This window comes from Methanosaeta sp. UBA356 (assembly GCF_002496465.1).
GTDB classification, from domain to species: Archaea; Halobacteriota; Methanosarcinia; order Methanotrichales; family Methanotrichaceae; genus Methanothrix; species Methanothrix soehngenii.
In genome coordinates, this window is sequence record NZ_DAKC01000086.1 from 79410 (window position 1) to 98388 (window position 18979).

General features: G+C 52.5%; 18 protein-coding genes. 4 read left to right on the forward strand and 14 right to left on the reverse strand.

Annotated elements, in window-relative coordinates:
- Positions 1–11: 11 nt before the first annotated feature.
- Together glmS and glmU are read right to left on the reverse strand one after the other, a co-directional pair.
- Positions 12–1817 carry a glutamine--fructose-6-phosphate transaminase (isomerizing) gene (glmS, locus tag BP727_RS07765; protein ID WP_286858154.1) on the reverse strand — a complete coding sequence of 602 codons (1806 nt, stop codon included), beginning with the start codon at positions 1815–1817 and terminating at the stop codon, positions 12–14.
- Positions 1817–3025, reverse strand: coding sequence for a bifunctional sugar-1-phosphate nucleotidylyltransferase/acetyltransferase (glmU, locus tag BP727_RS07770; RefSeq protein WP_013720032.1), 1209 nt, complete (start codon positions 3023–3025; stop codon positions 1817–1819). The genes glmS and glmU overlap by 1 nt, the downstream gene beginning before the upstream one ends.
- Before the next feature lie 211 nt (positions 3026–3236).
- Here glmU and BP727_RS07775 point away from each other — a divergent pair, with 211 nt between their 5' ends.
- The 3 genes from BP727_RS07775 to BP727_RS07785 all read left to right on the forward strand — a co-directional run bounded on the left by BP727_RS07775 (position 3237) and on the right by BP727_RS07785 (position 6796).
- Positions 3237–4361, forward strand: a complete 1125-nt coding sequence (locus tag BP727_RS07775) for a glycosyltransferase (RefSeq protein ID WP_273278387.1) — start codon at positions 3237–3239, stop codon at positions 4359–4361.
- 35 nt (positions 4362–4396) lie between these two features.
- Positions 4397–5365 (forward strand): glycosyltransferase family 4 protein, encoded by a 969-nt coding sequence (locus BP727_RS07780; protein ID WP_273278388.1) that lies wholly within the window; start codon positions 4397–4399, stop codon positions 5363–5365.
- A 444-nt stretch (positions 5366–5809) separates the two neighbouring features.
- The gene (locus tag BP727_RS07785; RefSeq protein WP_286858158.1) at positions 5810–6796 is read left to right on the forward strand and encodes a glycosyltransferase family 4 protein; all 987 of its coding nucleotides are present in this window, start codon (positions 5810–5812) and stop codon (positions 6794–6796) included.
- 48 nt (positions 6797–6844) lie between these two features.
- Here the strand turns inward: BP727_RS07785 and BP727_RS07790 are convergent, their stop codons facing one another.
- The 10 genes from BP727_RS07790 to BP727_RS07835 all read right to left on the reverse strand — a co-directional run bounded on the left by BP727_RS07790 (position 6845) and on the right by BP727_RS07835 (position 17206).
- The gene (locus BP727_RS07790) at positions 6845–7837 is read right to left on the reverse strand and encodes a glycosyltransferase family 2 protein (protein WP_286858160.1); all 993 of its coding nucleotides are present in this window, start codon (positions 7835–7837) and stop codon (positions 6845–6847) included.
- 114 nt (positions 7838–7951) lie between these two features.
- Entirely contained in the window at positions 7952–9412 is a 1461-nt protein-coding gene (locus BP727_RS07795) for a flippase (protein WP_286858161.1), read from the reverse strand.
- A gap of 6 nt (positions 9413–9418) precedes the next feature.
- A complete protein-coding gene (locus tag BP727_RS07800) occupies positions 9419–9916 on the reverse strand; it encodes a dTDP-4-dehydrorhamnose 3,5-epimerase family protein (protein WP_013720038.1) in 498 nt (165 codons plus the stop codon).
- Positions 9917–9997: 81 nt separating this feature from the next.
- Positions 9998–10921 carry a dTDP-4-dehydrorhamnose reductase gene (rfbD, locus tag BP727_RS07805; protein ID WP_286858163.1) on the reverse strand — a complete coding sequence of 308 codons (924 nt, stop codon included), beginning with the start codon at positions 10919–10921 and terminating at the stop codon, positions 9998–10000.
- 12 nt (positions 10922–10933) lie between these two features.
- Positions 10934–11935 (reverse strand): dTDP-glucose 4,6-dehydratase, encoded by a 1002-nt coding sequence (rfbB, locus tag BP727_RS07810; protein WP_286858165.1) that lies wholly within the window; start codon positions 11933–11935, stop codon positions 10934–10936.
- A gap of 5 nt (positions 11936–11940) precedes the next feature.
- Positions 11941–12993 (reverse strand): glucose-1-phosphate thymidylyltransferase, encoded by a 1053-nt coding sequence (locus BP727_RS07815; protein ID WP_013720041.1) that lies wholly within the window; start codon positions 12991–12993, stop codon positions 11941–11943.
- Between the two features lie 134 nt (positions 12994–13127).
- Entirely contained in the window at positions 13128–14312 is a 1185-nt protein-coding gene (locus BP727_RS07820; protein ID WP_013720042.1) for a homocitrate synthase family protein, read from the reverse strand.
- Between the two features lie 69 nt (positions 14313–14381).
- Positions 14382–14954 carry a type 1 glutamine amidotransferase gene (locus tag BP727_RS07825; RefSeq protein WP_013720043.1) on the reverse strand — a complete coding sequence of 191 codons (573 nt, stop codon included), beginning with the start codon at positions 14952–14954 and terminating at the stop codon, positions 14382–14384.
- Entirely contained in the window at positions 14951–15637 is a 687-nt protein-coding gene (locus BP727_RS07830) for a diphthine--ammonia ligase (protein ID WP_286858167.1), read from the reverse strand. The genes BP727_RS07825 and BP727_RS07830 overlap by 4 nt, the downstream gene beginning before the upstream one ends.
- A 51-nt stretch (positions 15638–15688) precedes the next feature.
- On the reverse strand, positions 15689–17206 hold the full coding sequence (locus BP727_RS07835) for a cobyric acid synthase (protein ID WP_286858168.1): 1518 nt from the start codon (positions 17204–17206) through the stop codon (positions 15689–15691).
- Positions 17207–17377: 171 nt separating this feature from the next.
- Between BP727_RS07835 and BP727_RS07840 the strand changes: the two genes are divergently transcribed.
- The gene (locus tag BP727_RS07840) at positions 17378–17935 is read left to right on the forward strand and encodes a flavodoxin family protein (protein WP_013720046.1); all 558 of its coding nucleotides are present in this window, start codon (positions 17378–17380) and stop codon (positions 17933–17935) included.
- Between the two features lie 120 nt (positions 17936–18055).
- On the opposite strand, the gene BP727_RS07845 is transcribed toward BP727_RS07840, so the two are convergent.
- Positions 18056–18850 (reverse strand): Y-family DNA polymerase, encoded by a 795-nt coding sequence (locus tag BP727_RS07845; protein ID WP_013720047.1) that lies wholly within the window; start codon positions 18848–18850, stop codon positions 18056–18058.
- A 3-nt stretch (positions 18851–18853) separates the two neighbouring features.
- Positions 18854–18979: zinc ribbon domain-containing protein (locus tag BP727_RS07850; RefSeq protein ID WP_286858173.1), on the reverse strand; the 126-nt coding region annotated here is incomplete at its 5' end.

Genomic DNA, 18979 nt, shown 5'->3' on the forward strand with positions numbered 1-18979 from the left:
CTGGGGGTAGTTTACTCCACAGTCACGCACTTGGCCAGGTTTCTGGGCTTATCGATTGGCAGTCCCAGCTTATTGGCGGTATAATAGGCCAGGAGCTGCACTGCCACGGTGCATAGCACGGCGGAGTAGATGGGCCTGGTCTCGGGAAGCTCTATCACCTTGCTTGCCACCTTTTCTATGTCGGGGTCTCCCTCCGTGGCCAGGGCGATGACCTCAGCCCCTCTGGCTCTGACCTCTTTGATATTGGACTGAATCTTCTTGCCGCAGGTGGCCAGGGCCACCACCGGAGTCTTCTCGGTGATCAGTGCCAAGGGCCCGTGCTTGAGCTCCCCACCGGCATAACCCTCGGAGGGGATGTAGGCGATCTCCTTCATCTTCAAAGCGCCCTCGAGGGATATGGGATAGAGGTAGTCCCGGCCTATGAAAAAGTAGCAGCCTGCCCCCGCAAACATCTCGGCGATCTTCCTGATCTCCTCTCTTTTCTCCAGGACCCTCTGCACCAGGCCTGGCAGCTTGGTGAGCTCGATTAACATCTTTCTCGCCTGATCTGGGGTCAGATGGCCTCGAGCACGACCCAAGCGGATGGCAAGCAAGATGACGGCCACCATCTGAGAGGTGAAGGTCTTGGTGGCGGCAACGCCGATCTCCGGTCCGCAGCGGGTGAATATGGTCCCGTCCACAAGCTCTGTCACCGTCGAGCCTACGACATTGGTTATGGCCAGGCTCCGCCCGCCACAGGTCTTGGCCTTCTTCAAGGCAAGAAGGGTATCAGCGGTCTCACCGGACTGGGTGATGCCTACTAGCAGCGTTCTGGGTCGCAATTGCAGACTGAGGAACTCCGAGGCCACCTCCACATCCACCGGCAGGCCGGCAGCGCGAACGAAGAGGTTTCTGGCCAGCATACCGGCGTGGTATGAGGTGCCGCAGGCGATGATGGTCACCCTCTCCAGCGACATTATCTCTTCCTCGCTTATGCCCAAGGAAAGCCTCACATCCCCATCTATTTCTGATATCCTGCCGGCGATGGTCTCCCTGATGGCTCTGGGCTGCTCATGAATCTCCTTGAGCATGAAATGAGGATAGCCGCCCTTCTCAGCCGCATCCGCATCCCAGGTTATGCGCTCGACCTCCGACTCCAAAGGCGCGCCGCTGCAATCCAGAACCTCTATCCTGTCCGCATAGATACGGGCAATATTGCCGTCCTTCAGGCGGATGACGTCCTTGGTATAAGGAAGAAGAGCGGGTATATCGGATGCCACAAAAACGGAAGAGCTGCCTTTGCCTATCACTAGGGGACTCTCATATCTCGCGCAGACGATGTAAGGCGAGCTGGCGGCCATCACTGCAATGGCATAGGAGCCCTCCACCTTCTCCAGGGCTTTTAGGGTGGCTGCACATAGATCCCCCTTATAGTAAAAATGGATGAGATGAGCCAGCACCTCGCTATCCGTCTCGGACTGGAACTCATATCCCATCTCGGTGAGGAGGTCTCTCAGATCCAGGTAGTTCTCAATGATCCCATTATGTACTATTGCAATCTCCCCGGATGTGTGGGGATGGGCATTTATGTCGCTGGGCCGGCCATGAGTAGCCCAGCGGGTATGGCCTATTCCCATTCCCTCTCCCGGGCTTCCCATGCTCTTGTAGGTCTTCTCCAGGTCCACTATCCGCCCGGACGACTTCAGCACTTCGACTGAACCCTGAGATATAACGGCCACTCCTGCAGAGTCGTAACCTCTGTACTCCAGCCTCTTCAGGGTATCAAATAATATGGGTCCTGCCTTATCATCTCCGATATACGCCACAATGCCGCACATTAACAGATCACCCTGCTATCCCTATTGATCGTGCCGCGGATTGCCGCCCCAGAGCTTATGCTCGCCTTTGTGCCCACCACCGTACCCGGGCTTGCCAGGACCCTGGCTCCGACGGATACGTCGTCGGCAAGGATGGCGCCGAACTCCGCTCTCTGGAAGACCCCTTCAATCTCCACCACGCAAGAACCTGTCTCAACCACCACCTGATCGCGGAGAGTGCAGCTTGCTCCGATTACCGAGTCGGAGATTATGCATCCCGATCCGATCCTGGCGTCATTCATCAATATGCTGTTTCTGACCTCGGAGTGCGGGCCGATTCGGGCTGAGTCGCCGACAGAAGTGGAGGGGAGGATGACGGCATTGGGGCCAATATCGCAGTCCTCTCCTATGGAGACCGGACCGACCAGATAGGAGCCTGAACGAACAATGCTTCCCTCGCCCAAATGGACTGGACCCTTGATCATCGCTCCTTCCTCCACATCGCCCATGATCTTTGGCTCATCCATTCCTAAAGCCAGGCTGTTGGCGTTGAGAAGATCCCAGGCAAATATGGCGTCCGCCCAAATCCCTTTGGTTATGAGGGGAACGATCTGGGTTCCTTCTTTGATCATCTGCATGATGGTCTCAGGAAGCTCATAGGAGCCCCGCTCCGATATGGGAGCCTGTTTGAGGGCGTCAAAGACATCGGGGGTGAATTTATAGGAGCCTGTATTCAAAATCCCCGAGCAAGGCCGCCCTGGTTTCTCTATTATCTCCGTTACCAATCCGTTGTCAACGATCAGGACTCCATAGTCGCCGGTATGGCGGCGGAGGGCAGCCAGGATCACATTATCTCCCTTCGCCGAGACGAGCTCGTTCACTGCCCTTTTATCTATGAGGTTGTCTCCATTTACCACCAGGAACTCCTCGTCCACATACTGCTCGGCCTTGAGCAGGGCATGAGCAGTTCCCAAGAGCTCATTCTGCTCGATGTAGGTGATGGCAACATCAAAGTCTATGCCATCCTCAAAGTAGTCCATCACCCTCTCTTTCTGGTATCCGACCACCACATAAATGTCCTCGATTCCGTTTGCAGCCAGAGCGCGAATGACGTACTCCATAAAAGGCCGGTTGCCCACGGGAAGCATGACCTTGGATCGGGTCTGGGTAAGCGGTCTGCATCTGCGGCCTTCTCCTGCCGCCAATATCACTCCCTTCAAATCTATCACAGCCAGAATGCTAAATGGATACGCTCATATCTTGCTCTAGATCTTTTCGGTCAATTGTACTTAAAAAATATGAATAGATCATAATGAAAAGCAGTAGGAAGGCCCAGGCTTTTATAGGAGCCCTGACAAAGTCGTCCGGCAAGATGATAATGCCGCCTGAATGGATCGATATCCTGCAGATAAAGGCAAAACGGCATGATGAAGGCAAAATATGAATATACTGGTAATACCCACCACCGACTGGATCAGGCATCCCGTTCCCAACCGTCTGAACTTCATCTTCGATACATTGGCTGAAGAGCATGAGGTATATGTGCTGCACTTCGGCCTGAAGAGGTTTAGCGATTTGCCGGAGAGGGAGACGAAATGCCAGCTATTGAATGCAAGCTGGATAGAGACCCAGGATCCATCCCTCTATTATATCCTGAACTTCCCCTACCATATCTGGAAGATCAGAAGGATTGTGAAAGAAAAGAAGATCGATGTCATTCTTTCCACCAATATCCTCCCCTCTTTTGCCGCCAACTTCTCCCGAACGCCAATCGTATTCGACTATCTGGATCACCTGGAGGAGTCTGCATCGATCTACTATCCCGGCTCAGCTTTAGGAGAGATAGTCAAGTATGTGGTGAGCTTCATCACCAAATTCAATCTCCGCCATGCCCGCTCTGTCATAACCGTCACCAAAGAGCTGAAGGAGTATCTCCTGGGGGTGGGAGTAAAAGATGTAGCTGTGATACCCAACGGCGTGGACACCAGAGTCCTCCGACCGCTTCCCATGTCAGAGGCCAAGAGCTCTCTGGGCCTTGGGGGCACAGTCCTGGGATATGTCGGCTCTCTGGAGCACTGGGTGGACCTGGAGACGGTGATCGAGGCTTTGCCGCGCCTGGATGCTACCCTTCTGGTGGTGGGGCCAGGGCTCTTTACCGATTATGGGGATGGGATAAAGAGGATGGCGGAGGATCTAGGGGTGGCGGAAAGGGTGGTCTTTACCGGAGCGGTGCCATATAATGAGCTTTCCAGGTACATCAGCGCCATGGACATCGGCCTGAATCCCCTCAAGATGATGAAGAAGAACGAGTATGCTGCCGGGGGGAAGGTCTTCAATTACCTGGCCTGCGGCCGGCCGGTGCTGTCCAGCCGGATGATATCATTGGAAAAGCTGCTTGGGGATGAGATATACTATTTTGATGATGTGGAGAGCTTTATAGCTCAGGTGAATAGCATTCTGTCGGTGGAGCCGACCACAAAGAGATTCCGGTCTCTGGCAGAGCGGTATGACTGGAGAGCCATTTCGAAAGATTATCAGAAGGTCTTGCTTGAAGCTGCTGATTGATGCGACTAAAATAACACTGTGATGGATAATATAGAATGAATATAGCATTTGTATATTACCCACGCTCCTCATTCGTAAAGCAGGACTGTTCATCCCTGTCAGGGCATTTCCTGGTCGAAAGGCTGGGCTACAGCGGCGCCGGCGACATCCTCAAAATGATGAGGCCGATCTGGCAATCAGATCTCACATTCTCCTGGTTTGCCTCCGGACATTCTTTCGCTGCCGTGCTGCTCTCCAAGCTATTGAGAAAGAGATCAGCGGTCGTCGTAGGGGGCTACGATGTGGCCTTTGAGCCGGATATAAGCTATGGCCAGTATACTTTAGGCAGACTCAAGAGAGTGTATTCTGACTTTGTTCTGGGAAATGCGGATATTGTCCTTCCTGTATCTGAATTCACCAAGTCGGAGGTCCTGGCCAGAGCTAAACCGAAAAGAGTTCAGGTTCTCTATCCGGGGATCGATTTGGACAGATTCCAGCCCGGTGGGGAGAAAAAGGATCTGGTGATGACGGTGGCCTCCGGTTCGGGTCGCATAATAAAGCTTAAAGGACTGGATGCGTTTATCGGGGCCGCTGCTCTGCTTCCCGAGATCCGATTTCTGATTGTGGGACTATCCGACCAGGACCGAGAAGAGCTGCAATCCAGATCTACGGAAAACGTTTCGCTTTTCGGATATGTATCTAGGGAAGAATTGTTGGCTTTTTATCAAGAGGCCAGGGTCTACTGCCAGCTCTCTTATCGGGAGTCCTTTGGAATGGCTCTGGCTGAGGCCATGGCCTGCGGATGCGTGCCAGTGGTGACAGAGAGAGGAGCAATTCCTGAGGTTGTGGGAGACGCTGGCTATTATGTTCCATACGGCAGTGCTAAGGCCACGGCTGAGGCAATAGAGAAGGCTTTATCCTCAAAAAATGGGATAGGCTTGAGAAAACGGGTGGAAGAGAGGTTCAGCTTGAGGAGAAGAGAGGAGGCATTGCAGTCTCTGCTGAAGAGCCTGATGAATAGCTAATTTCATATGATCAGATAAAGGGGATTCTATCAGGAACTATCTTATAATAGAAAGGCAAAACGATCCAATCACACTGCAACGAAGGGGAGTCAAGTCAACTACTCCGCCCTAGAGAGCGGAGATTGTTCCTGAGGTAAGATGTTTTCCCGAAACAATAGGCTGGTTGACACCGACCTGCAAAATCGGTCGAGCCATTTCATGGTCGAGGCAGCCCGTAAACAGATCATAGCTTCAAATGCATTTCAGCTTAGGCATTGCTGCCTATTCCGATCTGAGTTAGTGTGTGTCTCTCGGTCATCCCACTGAACCGTTGGCTCCAAAGAGTGTCTTGTGGTCTGAGAAAACAACATGTGGAGATGGTTTCATGCGAATAAATATGTTTGTAGTGCATTGCGAAAGTAATGCCAGAAAGCGTACGGCTTTCCTCTCCGGCCTGAGGTTTCTATGAAGATCGTCCTTGTTTACTACGGCTACTTTTCTTCCTTCATCCAAAAAGATCTCGATATGCTCTCCCGCCACTATGAGGTGGAGGTGGTCAGCTTATCTTCCCTTGGCGATGCAGTGAAATTGGCAGGGGCGATGATAGGATGCCGCATGGCCTTGATATGGTTTGCTGGAGGACATGCAGCAGCCACAGTCCTCCTTTCAAAGCTTCTGAGAAAAAAGACCATCATCGTGGTTGGCGGCTTCGATGTTGCATGCATCCCGGAGATAAACTACGGCCGTTTCGCTCAGGGCAGGATCAAGAGCATTCTCACCAAATTTGCCTTAATGTACGCGGACAGGGTGCTGGTGGTTGATCCATCCCTAAAGGACGATGCCATAAAAAATGCCAGGATCAACGGCCATAACATAGACTATCTTCCTTCAGGTTTTTCAGATACAGATTTTTATCCTAAGGGAGAAAAGGAGCCCTTGGCGCTGACCGTTGCCATGGGAGAGAGCTGGGACCGGGTCCTGATAAAGGGACTCGATGTTTTTGTAGAATCGGCAAAACATCTTCCGGAGGCTGGCTTCAAGGTGGTGGGGATCAAAGGTGATGCCTTATCAAGGCTAAAGGAGATTGCTACGGATAATGTGGAATTCACCGGATTTGTCTCCCATGATGATCTCATTGAGTCCTACCAGAGGGCCGGGGTCTTCTGCCAATTGTCCATGAGGGAAGGGCTGCCCAATGCTCTGTGCGAGGCGATGCTCTGCGAGTGCATTCCTGTGGGCACAGATCGCAACGGCATTCCCAGAGCAATTGGAGATACTGGCTTTATTGTGCCCTATGGCGATCCACGAGCTGCGGCGGAGGCCATCAAAAAAGCCCTGGCGGATCGGAGCAGTAGGGGCAAAAAAGCCAGAGAACGGATAATTGAGCTATTTCCAGAGAAAAGAAGAGAGGATGGGTTGGTCAAGACGATAAATGAGCTGGCTGAAGGCTGAAATTGGTTGGAGAGCGTTGAATTATATATGATGGCTGAGCCCCTAATCTCATCTCCGGCCCTCTCTTGGATCGATGAATGCAGCCAGCCACTCCAGATCCGTCCTCAGCAGGCCGCATAAGATCCCCAAAATGGCTTTTGCTTTGATGGAGGGAAGATTCTCCTCTTTGATGGCTTTTAGGAGAGATTCCCGGGCATCAGACCATTTGCCTTCTCTCAAGTAGGCTCTTCCCAGATAGTAATCGATCTCCCTCGCCTTCCGATCCATTCTGGCAGCAATATCATTGTCCTCATTGGCAAGAGATGCCTTGACATCTGCAGGAAGATTTTTAAAGAATTCTGTGAAGTAGAGCCCTGCCCTGACCATCGAGCTTTTCATGGTTGACGATATCTGGCGATCATGCCTTCGGTAGCAGCCCAAAACGGCATCTATGGGCAAGAAATCTCCTATAAGGCTAAGCTCCAGCCATGTCGATCCGTCCACGAAAGGAAGTCCTTGGGGCTGCTTGAATCCTCCAATCGACTGCAATGCAACCTTTTTGCACACAACAGTGCAGGAATGCATGGGATTTTCGATGAGCAGATTGCCCAACTGCTCTTCCCTGGAGAGACCCATAAAGCGCTCCATATCATTGGGAAGGACGGCAAGAAGATCGCCCTTTTCGTCCATCACCTCCGCCCTCCCCCAGCTCAAGATGGCATCACTGCCCCTCATGGCATCGATCTGGATCTCCAGCTTATCAGAAGGCCAAAAGTCATCCCCCTCAAGAACGGCTATGTACTCGCCCTTTGAGATCTGAAGGGCCAAATTGTAGCTCTCGCCAAGCCTAAGAATGCCCTTATTATCTTGACGAATATATTTGATCCGATCATCTTTGAACTGGGAGACTATCTTGGCAGTCTTATCGGTGGACCCATCGTCGATCACTATCTGCTCCCAGCTGGCATAGCTCTGGGCGAGGACGCTCTCCAGGCATTCTGAGATGAAATTTTCATGGTTGTATGTAGGAGTAATTATTGACACCAAAGGATCGATGGCCATGGATACTTCCTGCAAGCAGCTAATTGTTGGTCGATTGGCTTTGTCATTCTTTTCTCCGTTTTTTATAAAGCTTTGCCAGCATGATCAGAGCATGCCGTTGAATTTGTCCTATAATCACTCCTTCTTGCGAGGTATTCTAATCCCACTCAGCAGCTGTCCTGCCATCTGGATATCAACCTTATCCACTACCCTCAAAATGATTATCAAGAAGAAATAGATAATGGCGGATATCACTATTAATAACGGTACCGGAATATGGTCAAATCCTCTTATGAAAAGCACCATTGCCAGACAGGCAAATAGAATCTTGATGAAAGTGGCAATCATATTCCTGGGAAGCCCATAGCCCTCTTTTATAGCGAAGTATAAGAGGAAGAGAAATGAGAAGAGCTGCGTGGCCACTGTTGCGCTGCTCGCTCCTATGTAGCTGTACTGAGGTATCAGAAACAGATTCAAGATTATATTCAATCCAGCGGCTAGCATGGTCTGCTTGGCCACGACCATTTGGCGGTTAATGGAATTGAATAGATACCCAAAAGCTGAATTGATGAAGATCAATGCCTCAGACCAGATCAATATCTGCAGGGCAATGGCTGATGGAGCGAAGGCCGGCCCGTACACAAGGGAGACCAAATCCTCTCCTAATACCGTTGTTCCCACTCCAATAGGAATGGCAATCGCCATCAGATACTTGAAAGATCGCTCATACATGAATCCTAAATATTGGTCTGAAGAGACATAAAATTTTGACATAATGGGATATATTGACCCCAAAAAAGTCACTGGAATAAAGGAAAGGATGATCACCATACGATATGCCGCATTGTACCATCCCATAACCTCATTGGGATTTAATATCAATAAAGATATCATAACTGTATCGACATAATAATACACCCTCACAAAGACTGAGGATAGGCCGAAGGGAATGGCCTCCTTTATCATATATTTCCAGAGGTCTATATCTATATTCCACCTGGGCCGAGGAAGCTTTCTCAGAGCTACAAGGGCAAAATAGCCCAGAGAGATGAAGCTCGAGAAGAGGTATACATAGGCAAAGCCGTAGACATCTACCCCTGAACTTATGGCCAGGAGGGCGAAGGTGAGCATAATTAAATTATATATTACCGTGCCTATTGAGATGTACTCCATTATCTCATAAGCGGAAACGACTGAGCTGATGATGCCGGAAAAGGAGATGACGATGAGAGAGAGGAGGATCACCATCACTATCTTCATGGTGGAGAACGGATAGCCCAGGGCAAATCCTATGGCGGCCGTGCTCATAAGGGTGATCGCAGCCAGGACGACTTTCATTAATATGGAGTTTCCAATATATATTGCCGTCTTGGACCTATCTCGGGCTACATCTCTGACAATCACCGAGGAGATTCCGATATCCGCCAGGAAGATGGTAATCGAGGCAAAAGCGATGGCAAAAGAGAGCAGGCCATACCTTTCCGTTCCCAGATAACGGGTGGTGTAGACCAAAAAGAAGAAGCTGAATACAAATCCAATGATATTTGAGGAGGCCAAAAATATGGTGTTCTTGGCTATCCTCTGAATGGTATTCACTGCAAATCACTTGAACGCTGGAAGAAACCAATCCCATGTTCTATTGCAGCGCTCGTCCTTTTTGCCATTGATCGTATCCGGAACGATAGCCGGATCATTCCAGGGCCTTCTCTCCTCATCGGGACTGGCATAATCATAAAGCCGGTTTACGAAATAAATCAGCGTGGCCTGTTCATTTCCCACAACCCCAAAGCCATGCCAGTAATGCCCTGGCATCCTGACCATCTGGGGATTGTCTCCCGCGGAGATGATCTCATCAAGCTCCCGGGTATCATCATCGTAAGCGCAGATCTTAAGCGCGCCTCGAACTACAAGGAAATGATCTACCTGTCCTCTCTCATGCCGGTGCCAGGCCCTTACCATGCCCGGATAGCTCAGAGACATATTGGCCTGCACAATGTCATCCTGAATAACATCCTTCCAGTCCTTCCTCATGATCTCAGTGAAAAATCCACGCTCATCGGCGAATCTCTTCAAGGGTTTTATCACAATTCCTGGCAGCATCACATGACCTCATCATCTTCGTATTTTATTAGTCTATCAAAGGCCAACTTTTTGGCCTTTGCCATGCTTTCTTTCAGCCCATTATTCAGGCTTTCTATAAGCATTCTCATGAGATCTTCTATTCCTCGAGCCCGATAGAAGCTCATCTCTTAACACTTGCAGGGATTCATAAAGGTTGAGGGGCCCATTTTTCAGCGTCCTGCTGGCTTTTGCTGTATCCAGGGATGAATCCATTGGCCTTCTTGCCAGCCAACCGATGTCGCTCATCTGAGTGGGGATGATCAGTCGGCGATCAAGGTCGAATGCTCTGGCCAGCTCGCAGGCAAAATCATATCTGGATACCCTGGTGGCTCCTGAGAGATGATAGATCCCGGATAGATGCCGGTCCGCCGCCTCCAGCACCATTGCCGCCAGATTGTTGTTCAGGGTGGGGGTTATGAACTGATCTGTGACCACTCTCGCCTCTTTTCCTGATTTAAGGGCGTTCAACAGCCATAGAGCGAAGTTGACCTTGCCGCTGGCCGGCCGGCTGCCATAGATCACACAGGTTCTGGCAATACACCCCTGATCAAGACAGAACTGCTCTCCCAGGAGCTTGGAAAGGCCGTAATAGCTCACCGGGTTCGTCTCCTCCTCCTCCCGGTACAGCCCCCGCTGGCCATCGAAGACGTAGTCCGTCGATATGTAGACCAGATGAGAGTCGGCCTTTCTCGCCGCCTCTGCTATCGCCCGGGTCCCTTCCACATTAATCTTGTAGGCTAAATCCTTTTCCCGTTCACATCGATCCACATCGGTCAGGGCGGCGCTGTGCACGATTACATCCGGCCTCATCCTCTCGATGGTATCGCGGATGCCATTTGCGTCCAAGAGATCGAATTTTACCTCTTTTCCATAGGGGGGCTGGTTATGAGCATATCCGCTATAGACCTGCTCTCCCCTGGCCAAGGCCATCTCGGCAAGCTTGCTTCCCGCAAGGCCGCTGCCACCGGTTATGAAGATTCTCATGGAATATCGCCCCTACCACTTCAGCCGCCAGGGGGTGGCACTCAATACCGAATCGTTCACCAGCGGGCCGTACCAATCAGGGTTCTGCAGATACCATTCCACTGTCGTCTGAAGCCCTTCCTCAAAGCTCCGCTCAGGCCGCCAGCCCAGCTCCTTTCTGATCCGGGACGAGTCCAGGCTGTAGCGGGCATCGTGTCCCGGCCTATCCTCCACAAACTCGATCTGATCCTCGCTTTTGCCCAGCATCTCGAGAATGAATTTAGCGATAAACAGATTGGTCCTCTCCTCTCCGGCAGAGATATTATAGATCTCGCCCCTTCTCCCCCTATTGAGAACCTGCTCTACCGCCCGGCAGTGATCTGTCACATAGATCCAGTCTCTCACATTCTCTCCTGTGCCGTAAATGGGGATCTTCAGCCCTTCCTTAGCCCTTATTATGGTCTTGGGAATCAGCTTTTCGGGAAACTGGTAGGGCCCGTAATTGTTGGTGCAGCGGGTGATCATGGCCTCCAGGCCGTAGGTTCGGGCATAGGCCAGGACGAATACGTCCCCTGCCGCTTTGCTGGCGGAATAGGGGGATGAGGGCCGCAATGTCGAATCCTCAGTGGATGAGCCCCTGAGGATGTCCCCATAGACCTCGTCGGTTGAGATCTGGACATATCTGACGGAAGGATTATGATCTCTTATGGCCTCCAGCAGGCAAAAGACCCCATTGACATTGCTATGCAGGAATGAGTCGGGTCGGGAGATGGACCGGTCCACATGGGTCTCAGCAGCGAAGTTCACCACCAGATCCGCCTTTTCCACCAGACTGGATACCAGGCTGCTATCGGCTATATCCCCCCGGAAAAAGGTGTACCTCCTTTCATCCTTATAGTCCGCCAGGTTCTGGATGTTGGAGCCGAAACCTTGGGCGTCCAGGTTCAGGATTCTGCAGTCATCATGCCGGTTCAGCATTAATCGGATGAAGTTGCTGCCGATAAAGCCAAGGCCCCCGGTAACAAGAAGATTCATAGCAATCACAGCGATATATCGGAGTTATCTCCCACGATCATCCGGCTTCCTCTTGGCAGGCTATCGCATTCCTTGATCCTGACGTTCCTGCCGATCAGGCTCTCTACCACTTTTCCAGCATTAACTATCCTGCTTTCATCCATGATGATCGAGTCCTCTACCTCCGTGCCGCATATCTGACAGCCGATGCCAATGGAGGTGTAAGGTCCGATATACGAATCGGATATAATGCTGTCCCTTCCGATGATGCAAGGCCCCTTTACCACCGACCTTCTGATTCTGGTTCCCTCTTCCATTACCACCCTTCCCATGATCCGGGACTCCTCCACCTCGCCATCGCACCTTCCATCGATATCGTCCAGGATCAGGCGATTGGCCTCGAATATGTCCTCTGGCTTTCCGGTATCCTTCCACCACCCCTCCACAAAGGAGGCATCCACCTTATGGCCATTCTCAATCAGCCACTGAATGGCGTCGGTGATCTCCAGCTCATTCCTCCAGGATGGTTTGATGGATTTGCAGGCCTCTATGATCAATGGGGTGAAGAAGTACACCCCCACCAGGGCATAATTGGAGGGAGGGACTTTGGGCTTCTCCACCAGGCGCCTGATGCTCCCGTCTGGGTTCAGGTCGGCCACACCGAAGCGCTGAGGATCGTCGACCGGGGTGAGCAGAACGCTTGCGCTGCTGCCCAGACTATGAAAACGCTTCTCATGGCTGACTATGCCATCTCTTAGGATATTGTCCCCCAGGTACATAACAAAATCTTCATCCAGGAAATCCTCCGCCACCAGGATGGTGTGGGCAAGTCCCTTGGGCTCACCCTGATAGATGAATTTGATGGGGACCGACCAATCTGCGGATCGCACTGTCTCTATGACTTGCTCCTTGTTCGGCCCCAGGATTATGCCGATCTCGTCCGCCCCGGCCTCGATCACATCCTCGAGGGCATAGAAAAGAACTGGTTTATTGGCTACGGGAATGAGCTGTTTTTGCTGCGAATAGGTCAGAGGTCGCAGCCTCGTCCCTGAGCCGCCTGAAAGTATGAGCGCCTTCACAGTTCACACCTCAAAAAGCCCTTAATTCTGCATCCATGGGTTCAGGGTTGTACATAACGGCAAGATATACCCTTCGATCTGCTGAATAGATCATTGATAAAAGTGGTGCAAATCCGATTGGCCTGGCAGCCAATTCAAGGACCCGGGTATATGACCTCGATGTTCTCCATGTTCAATATCAGCTTTCTCAATTCTTCACAGTTAATGGCATGTTTGTACTCGCTGCACATCTTCACCCTCTCTGATAGGTCGCCTAGCTCTTGATCCTTAAGATAGTAGCCCATCCTCTGGGTGATGTACTTCAGGGCCTTGACTCCGGTGTGCTTGCCGATGATGATATGCCTTGCTGCGCCCACCAACTCCGGGGAGTAGAGCTCGTAGGTCCTAGGCTCCTCTAACACCGCAGCCACGTGAATCCCTGACTCGTGGGAGAAGGCATTGGTCCCCACTACCGCCTTGTTCTTGGCCACTGGAACATCGGAATAGGTCTGGACCAGCTGGGAGAGGTCCTTTATCTTGGAGAGATCATAGCTCTCGATATCGTAGTGCAACCTCAGGGCGATCAAGAGCTCTTCTAAGGGAGTGTTGCCGCTGCGCTCGCCAATTCCGTTCACTGTGGTATGCAATTGCCTGGCCCCCGCCTCTGCCCCAGCAAGGGTGTTGGCCAGGGCCATTCCCAGGTCGTCATGACAATGCATGCAGATCGGGGTCTTTATGGACTTGCGAAGCTCGCTTATCATATAGTAAGTCGTGCGGGGGTTCATGATGCCCACAGTATCCGCGACGCTCACGTAGTCTGCATGGTATTCCTCAGCCTTCTTGTACAGCTTCTTTAAGGTTTCAAAATCGGTGCGCGTTGCATCTTCCGCTGAGAAGCGTACTATCAGGCCGTGATCCTTGGCGTACTCGACCGTTTGGAGAGCACAGGCTATGGCCTCAGGACAGCTCATGTGAAGCTTGTGCTTGAGATGGAGGTCCGAGGTAGCGATGAAGACGCTGATCATGTCCACGCCGCAGTCAATAGCAGCATCAACATCCTTCTTGACCGATCGGGAGAGAGCAGAGATCTTGGCCTTAAGCCCCAGGTTGCAGACCTCTTTCACCGCGTTCATCTCTGCGGCAGAGACCACAGGAAAGCCCGCCTCAATGACCTCCACGCCGATCTCGTCCAGCCGGAGAGCGATATCCAGCTTCTCATCGGCCCTAAAGACCACTCCCGGCATCTGCTCCCCATCGCGCAAAGTTACATCGCAGATCTCTATGTCCAGAGGCGGAGTCCCGGCCAGACTGAGAAATTGATTCAGGGAATAGTCTTGCATAATGCGGTTAAATGATGATTCATTACATAAATTGGTTTCGAAGGAATGAGCTTTCCGGCAAGTTCAGAGTTAGAGATTCGCATAATTTTCCAGAATCCAGCGGTTGCGCACCTCGGGGTGGAACAGGAGTCCCCAAATGGGTTGAGAGCAGTGGGAGAAGGCCTCTGGAGACAATTCTGTCCCTGCCAGACGGATGAATCCCTCGGGCAGGGTGGGATCAAGGCCATGCAGATGATAGACCTCGATTTTGCGGCAGGGACCGAGGATATCCGACTCCCCGACCACCTCGATCATCTCCAGGCCGATGGCGGGCTTGTGTCGCGATCTGACCTCTCCCCCAAAGATGGCGGCGATGATCTGCATGCCGGCACAGATCCCCAGGACGGGCCGGTCTCCTTCCTTCAGCCAGGTGTATCTCTCCAGATGATTCAGGTACTCGTTATCCTTCAAGGCAGTGCCGCAGAGAACCACTTTATCGCAGCTTTTCAGACGCTCTTCATTCAGCAGGGAGATATGGCAGACCTGGCAGGGAAAGCCTGTCCTCTCCAGGATCCTTTGAACCGGACGGACGAACTCATATTGGGAGAGGGAATCGGCCTCGTAGCAGCTGTCCACCAGGAGGATCTTTGCTTTGCCGTTCATTTATCCACCAGCCTCATCTCCTCAATGATGTACTGGCCCCGGTAGTTGGCATAGGTCCCGGATGCTCTTAAGATCTCGATTCTCTTTCGAAAGAGGGGGATGGGGCCGTCCAGGACAAAGGTCTCGATCTCCCCTCCCTCGCCAGAGGGATTGATCTGATACATCTCCTGCAGCTGGGCGAGCCTCATGATCTTCTCCTCTGTGAGCTCCGCTCCCAGCCAGCTGGCATCAAAGGGGTAGGCATAGACCCCAGAGATGATCACCCGAAAGCCTTCAATTAAGAGAGTCTTAAGATAATCGATCTGATCGGTCTGCCAGAGGGGATCAAAGCACCACAGGTCAAGAGAATGGCAGATCCTCTGCACTCTGGCCGCCTGGTAGATCGACTCGATCGCCCCGGTGACGATTCCCTGGACGCCATAACAGTCCCGCGCTTCGGCTATGGCTGATTTCAGGTCCTCCAGCTCCTTCTCCTTTACCCCCTGAGTGGGCCGGCAGAGCTGGGGGATGTGCATAGCCTCGGCCTGAAAATGGGTATGGCAGATGTTTGGGGTGTGGAACATATAGCTGTCCGGATTTTGAGAGAGAAGGGTTATCAGACAGGCTACGGTATTCCTCTCCTGCGCCCTCCAGCAGGCAAATACCGAATCCTTTCCCCCGGAAAACAACACCCCTAGCCTCATAGATTCCACTTTGCACCTTTTTCTCTTGTCGGCTTAAGCGGCGAAGGCGGCCTATCTCGCCTTGTCCTCAGCTTCTGGCATCTCCAATTCGAGCATCTGCCAGACCTTTTCCATATCCAGGTGGGACTCTACCGCCAGAGCCAGCTCTCTGTAGCCACTGCCCTTTTGGGCATTTGCCCGATGAGACTTGCCCTCTGCCTTTAGGCCTGACGCCTTGATCCCAGTTGAATTCTTTCTCTCATAGAGGAAATCCAGGAATGCGTCCCTCAAGTTCTGGTTGTCAAAGATGCCGTGCAGATAGGTACCTATCACCAGGCCGCAGTTCGCCACTGCGCCATCATCTCCAAAGGCAGCCGGATCCATGGAAGCTGTCACTCCCATGTGAATTTCATAGCCTGTGACCTCCTGGCCTCTGATTCTATCCAGTATTGGGCCCCCACCAGTGACTGGCTTTCTCACCTGTACCGTCCTCTTCTCATACTGGTCAAAGCGGGTGGTAGCATTGAGCAATCCCAGCCCGGGCAGGCTGCCTTCGGTATCCTCTACCCCGCAGTCGATGATCTCCTTTCCCAGGATCTGATAGCCCCCGCAGATGCCGAGGATTGGAGTCCCCTGCAGGGATCTGATCTGATCCGCCATGCCCTTCTTCTCCATCTCCAGAAGGTCAGATATGGTGTTTTTAGTTCCCGGTATGATCACTGCATCCGGATGGCCCAGGGGCTCGTCCAGATTCACATATCTGATATAAGCCCTCCTCTCCAGGGGCTCGAAGTCTGTGAAGTTGCTGATCCGGGGAAGCCTGATCACCGCGATCTCCACCGCTTCGGAGGAGAAGCGGGCCTTCTTGTCGCCCAGGGAGACCGAGTCCTCAGATGGTATGTCCAGATCAAGATAAGGCAGGACTCCCAGGACGGGAACGCCAGTGAGCTCTTCTAGCGACCTCAAACCAGTGCCGAGGATCGCGGGATCGCCCCGGAACTTGTTGATCACCAGGCCCCGGACCAGAGGGCGAACGTCCGGGGGCAAGAGCTGAACTGTGCCGTATAAGCTGGCGAAGACCCCTCCCCGCTCGATATCACCCACCAGGATAATGGGGGCCTGGAGCAGCCGGGCGACGTAAATGTTGGCGATATCCCGGTCGAAGAGGTTGATCTCCGCTGCTCCTCCTGCCCCCTCCACAACAATGAAATCGTACTCATTCTCCAGCTCTCTTACCGAGCGGTCCACCACCTCTTTCAGACCCTCAATGTCCCGGTAGTACTCCTCTGCCGATTTGTCGGCCAGGGGCTTTCCCAGGACTATGACCTGGGATGTTCTATCCCCCTTGGGCTTGAGGAGGATGGGGTTCATGAACTCCGTGGGCTCGGCCCTGGCGGCGCGGGCCTGCACCGCCTGGGCGATGCCGATCTCCGCACCGCTTTTTGTGACCCAGGAGTTGAGGCTCATGTTCTGGGACTTGAAGGGAGCTACGCGGTATCCCCGGTCGGACAGAAGGCGGCAGAGTGCAGCGACAAGAGTGCTCTTGCCGGAGTGGGAGGTGGTGCCCAGCACCACGATGAAGCGGGCCATGGGCAAGGCGAGGATGTTCAAGCTTATTTGTCTTTTGGAAGATGGAATTGGACGGTCATCCTATTCCTGGGGCCAGCTCCATTGCTCACTCTCTTCATTCTACGGCCATAATCGGCTATGCGAAATGCTGAAATGATACGAAGGCCCAATAATTGTCGAGTGTGAACTGCGATGAAAGCAATAGGAATTGTGGGAAGCCCAAGAAAGAACGGCAACACAGACATCCTGGTATCAAGGGTTCTGGAAGGAGCCAGGGAGGCGGGGCTTGATACCTCCAAGTACTTGCTCAATGAGATGAAGTACTCCGGCTGCCAGGCTTGCGAGTACTGCAAGTCTCATGATCACTGCCGCCTGGATGATGACGTCACAAAGCTCTTAGAGGAGATGAAAGAAGCGGATGCCGTGGTCTTCGGCTCGCCGATATACTTCTCCCTGTTCAGCGGACAGTTCAAGCTGATGGAGGACAGGATGTACTCATTGATCGATGCGGCATTCGTCCCCCGCCTCCGCCCAGGAAAGAAGGCCATCATTGTGACCAGCCAGGCAGATGCGGAAGTTGAGAACTATGCCAGAGCAGCGGATGATTTTGCCCTCGCCCTGAAGATGCTCGGATTTGAGGTGGCGGATATTATTCGTATGGTAGATGGCATCACCCCGGATGCCGTCCTGGCTAAAGGGGAACTGCTGGATATGGCGCGGTCTGCGGGAGCTGCCCTCGGCGGTCGTTAGAGTATTGCCACATCGAATTGAGATATTGCGCAGATAACAGGAGGATTGGACACAAAAGAAAAAGCAGGTGAGGTGTGGCATTTGCACAGAGCTGCGGAGCATGAGGGAGCTTGTAGCCCGTTAGACCCTGCTTAAGGCCGAGACCCTCAGTCCAACCAGCCTGACCTTCTTTTTCTTTCTCAAGAATTGATCAACCAGTCGTTTGCCATTGTTCCGGAGAATATCCAGGTCATTGGTGGAAAAAGAGAGAGACCTGGCGCGGGTAAATGTATCGAAGTGCTCGTATCTGACCTTGACGGTGATGGTCTTGAAGCGAAAGCCGCACTCGATCAGCTCACCATGAATCTCTTCTGCCAGCCCGTCCATCATCTGCAAGATGGGGGCAGCATCTTTTATATCCCTCTCAAATGTCACCTCTCTGCCAATGGATTTGGTCTCATAGTTCACTACAACCTCGCTGGGGTCGATGCCCTGGGCACGCTCATAGAGCCTCTTTCCGAGGATTCCCAGCTGCCTTGCCAGGCGGTCGGGATCAGCTGCCGCCAGCTGGCCGATGGTCCTGATATCCAGATCAAGCAGTATCTCCTCCGTCCTCGGCCCCACTCCGGGTATCTTCCTGACTCCCAGAGGAGAGAGGAACTCCTTAGCTCCCTTTTCACTGATGACAGTCAATCCATAGGGCTTTCTGAAGTCCGAGCCGATCTTAGCCAGCATCTTGTTTGGGGCGACTCCGACCGAGCAGCTCAGATCCTCTCTATCCAGGACCTCCTGCATTATTGTCCTGGCCAGGTTGGCGGCCTGATCGAGATCCTCCACTCGACCGGAGAGGTCAAGGTAGGCCTCATAAGATGCGCTGCTAACAACGCCCCGCCCCCTGCCCTCTTTGGGATCAGCGCCAACGGTGACTACTCCCACCCCTTAAAAGGGGCAGGCTTCTACGGTTTTGATTCCGACAGATTGTAGTCCCAATCTGAGTATATTGATTGCCGCATTCCAATCTCGATCCAAGGATAGCCCGCACTGAGGGCAATTGTGGACTCGATC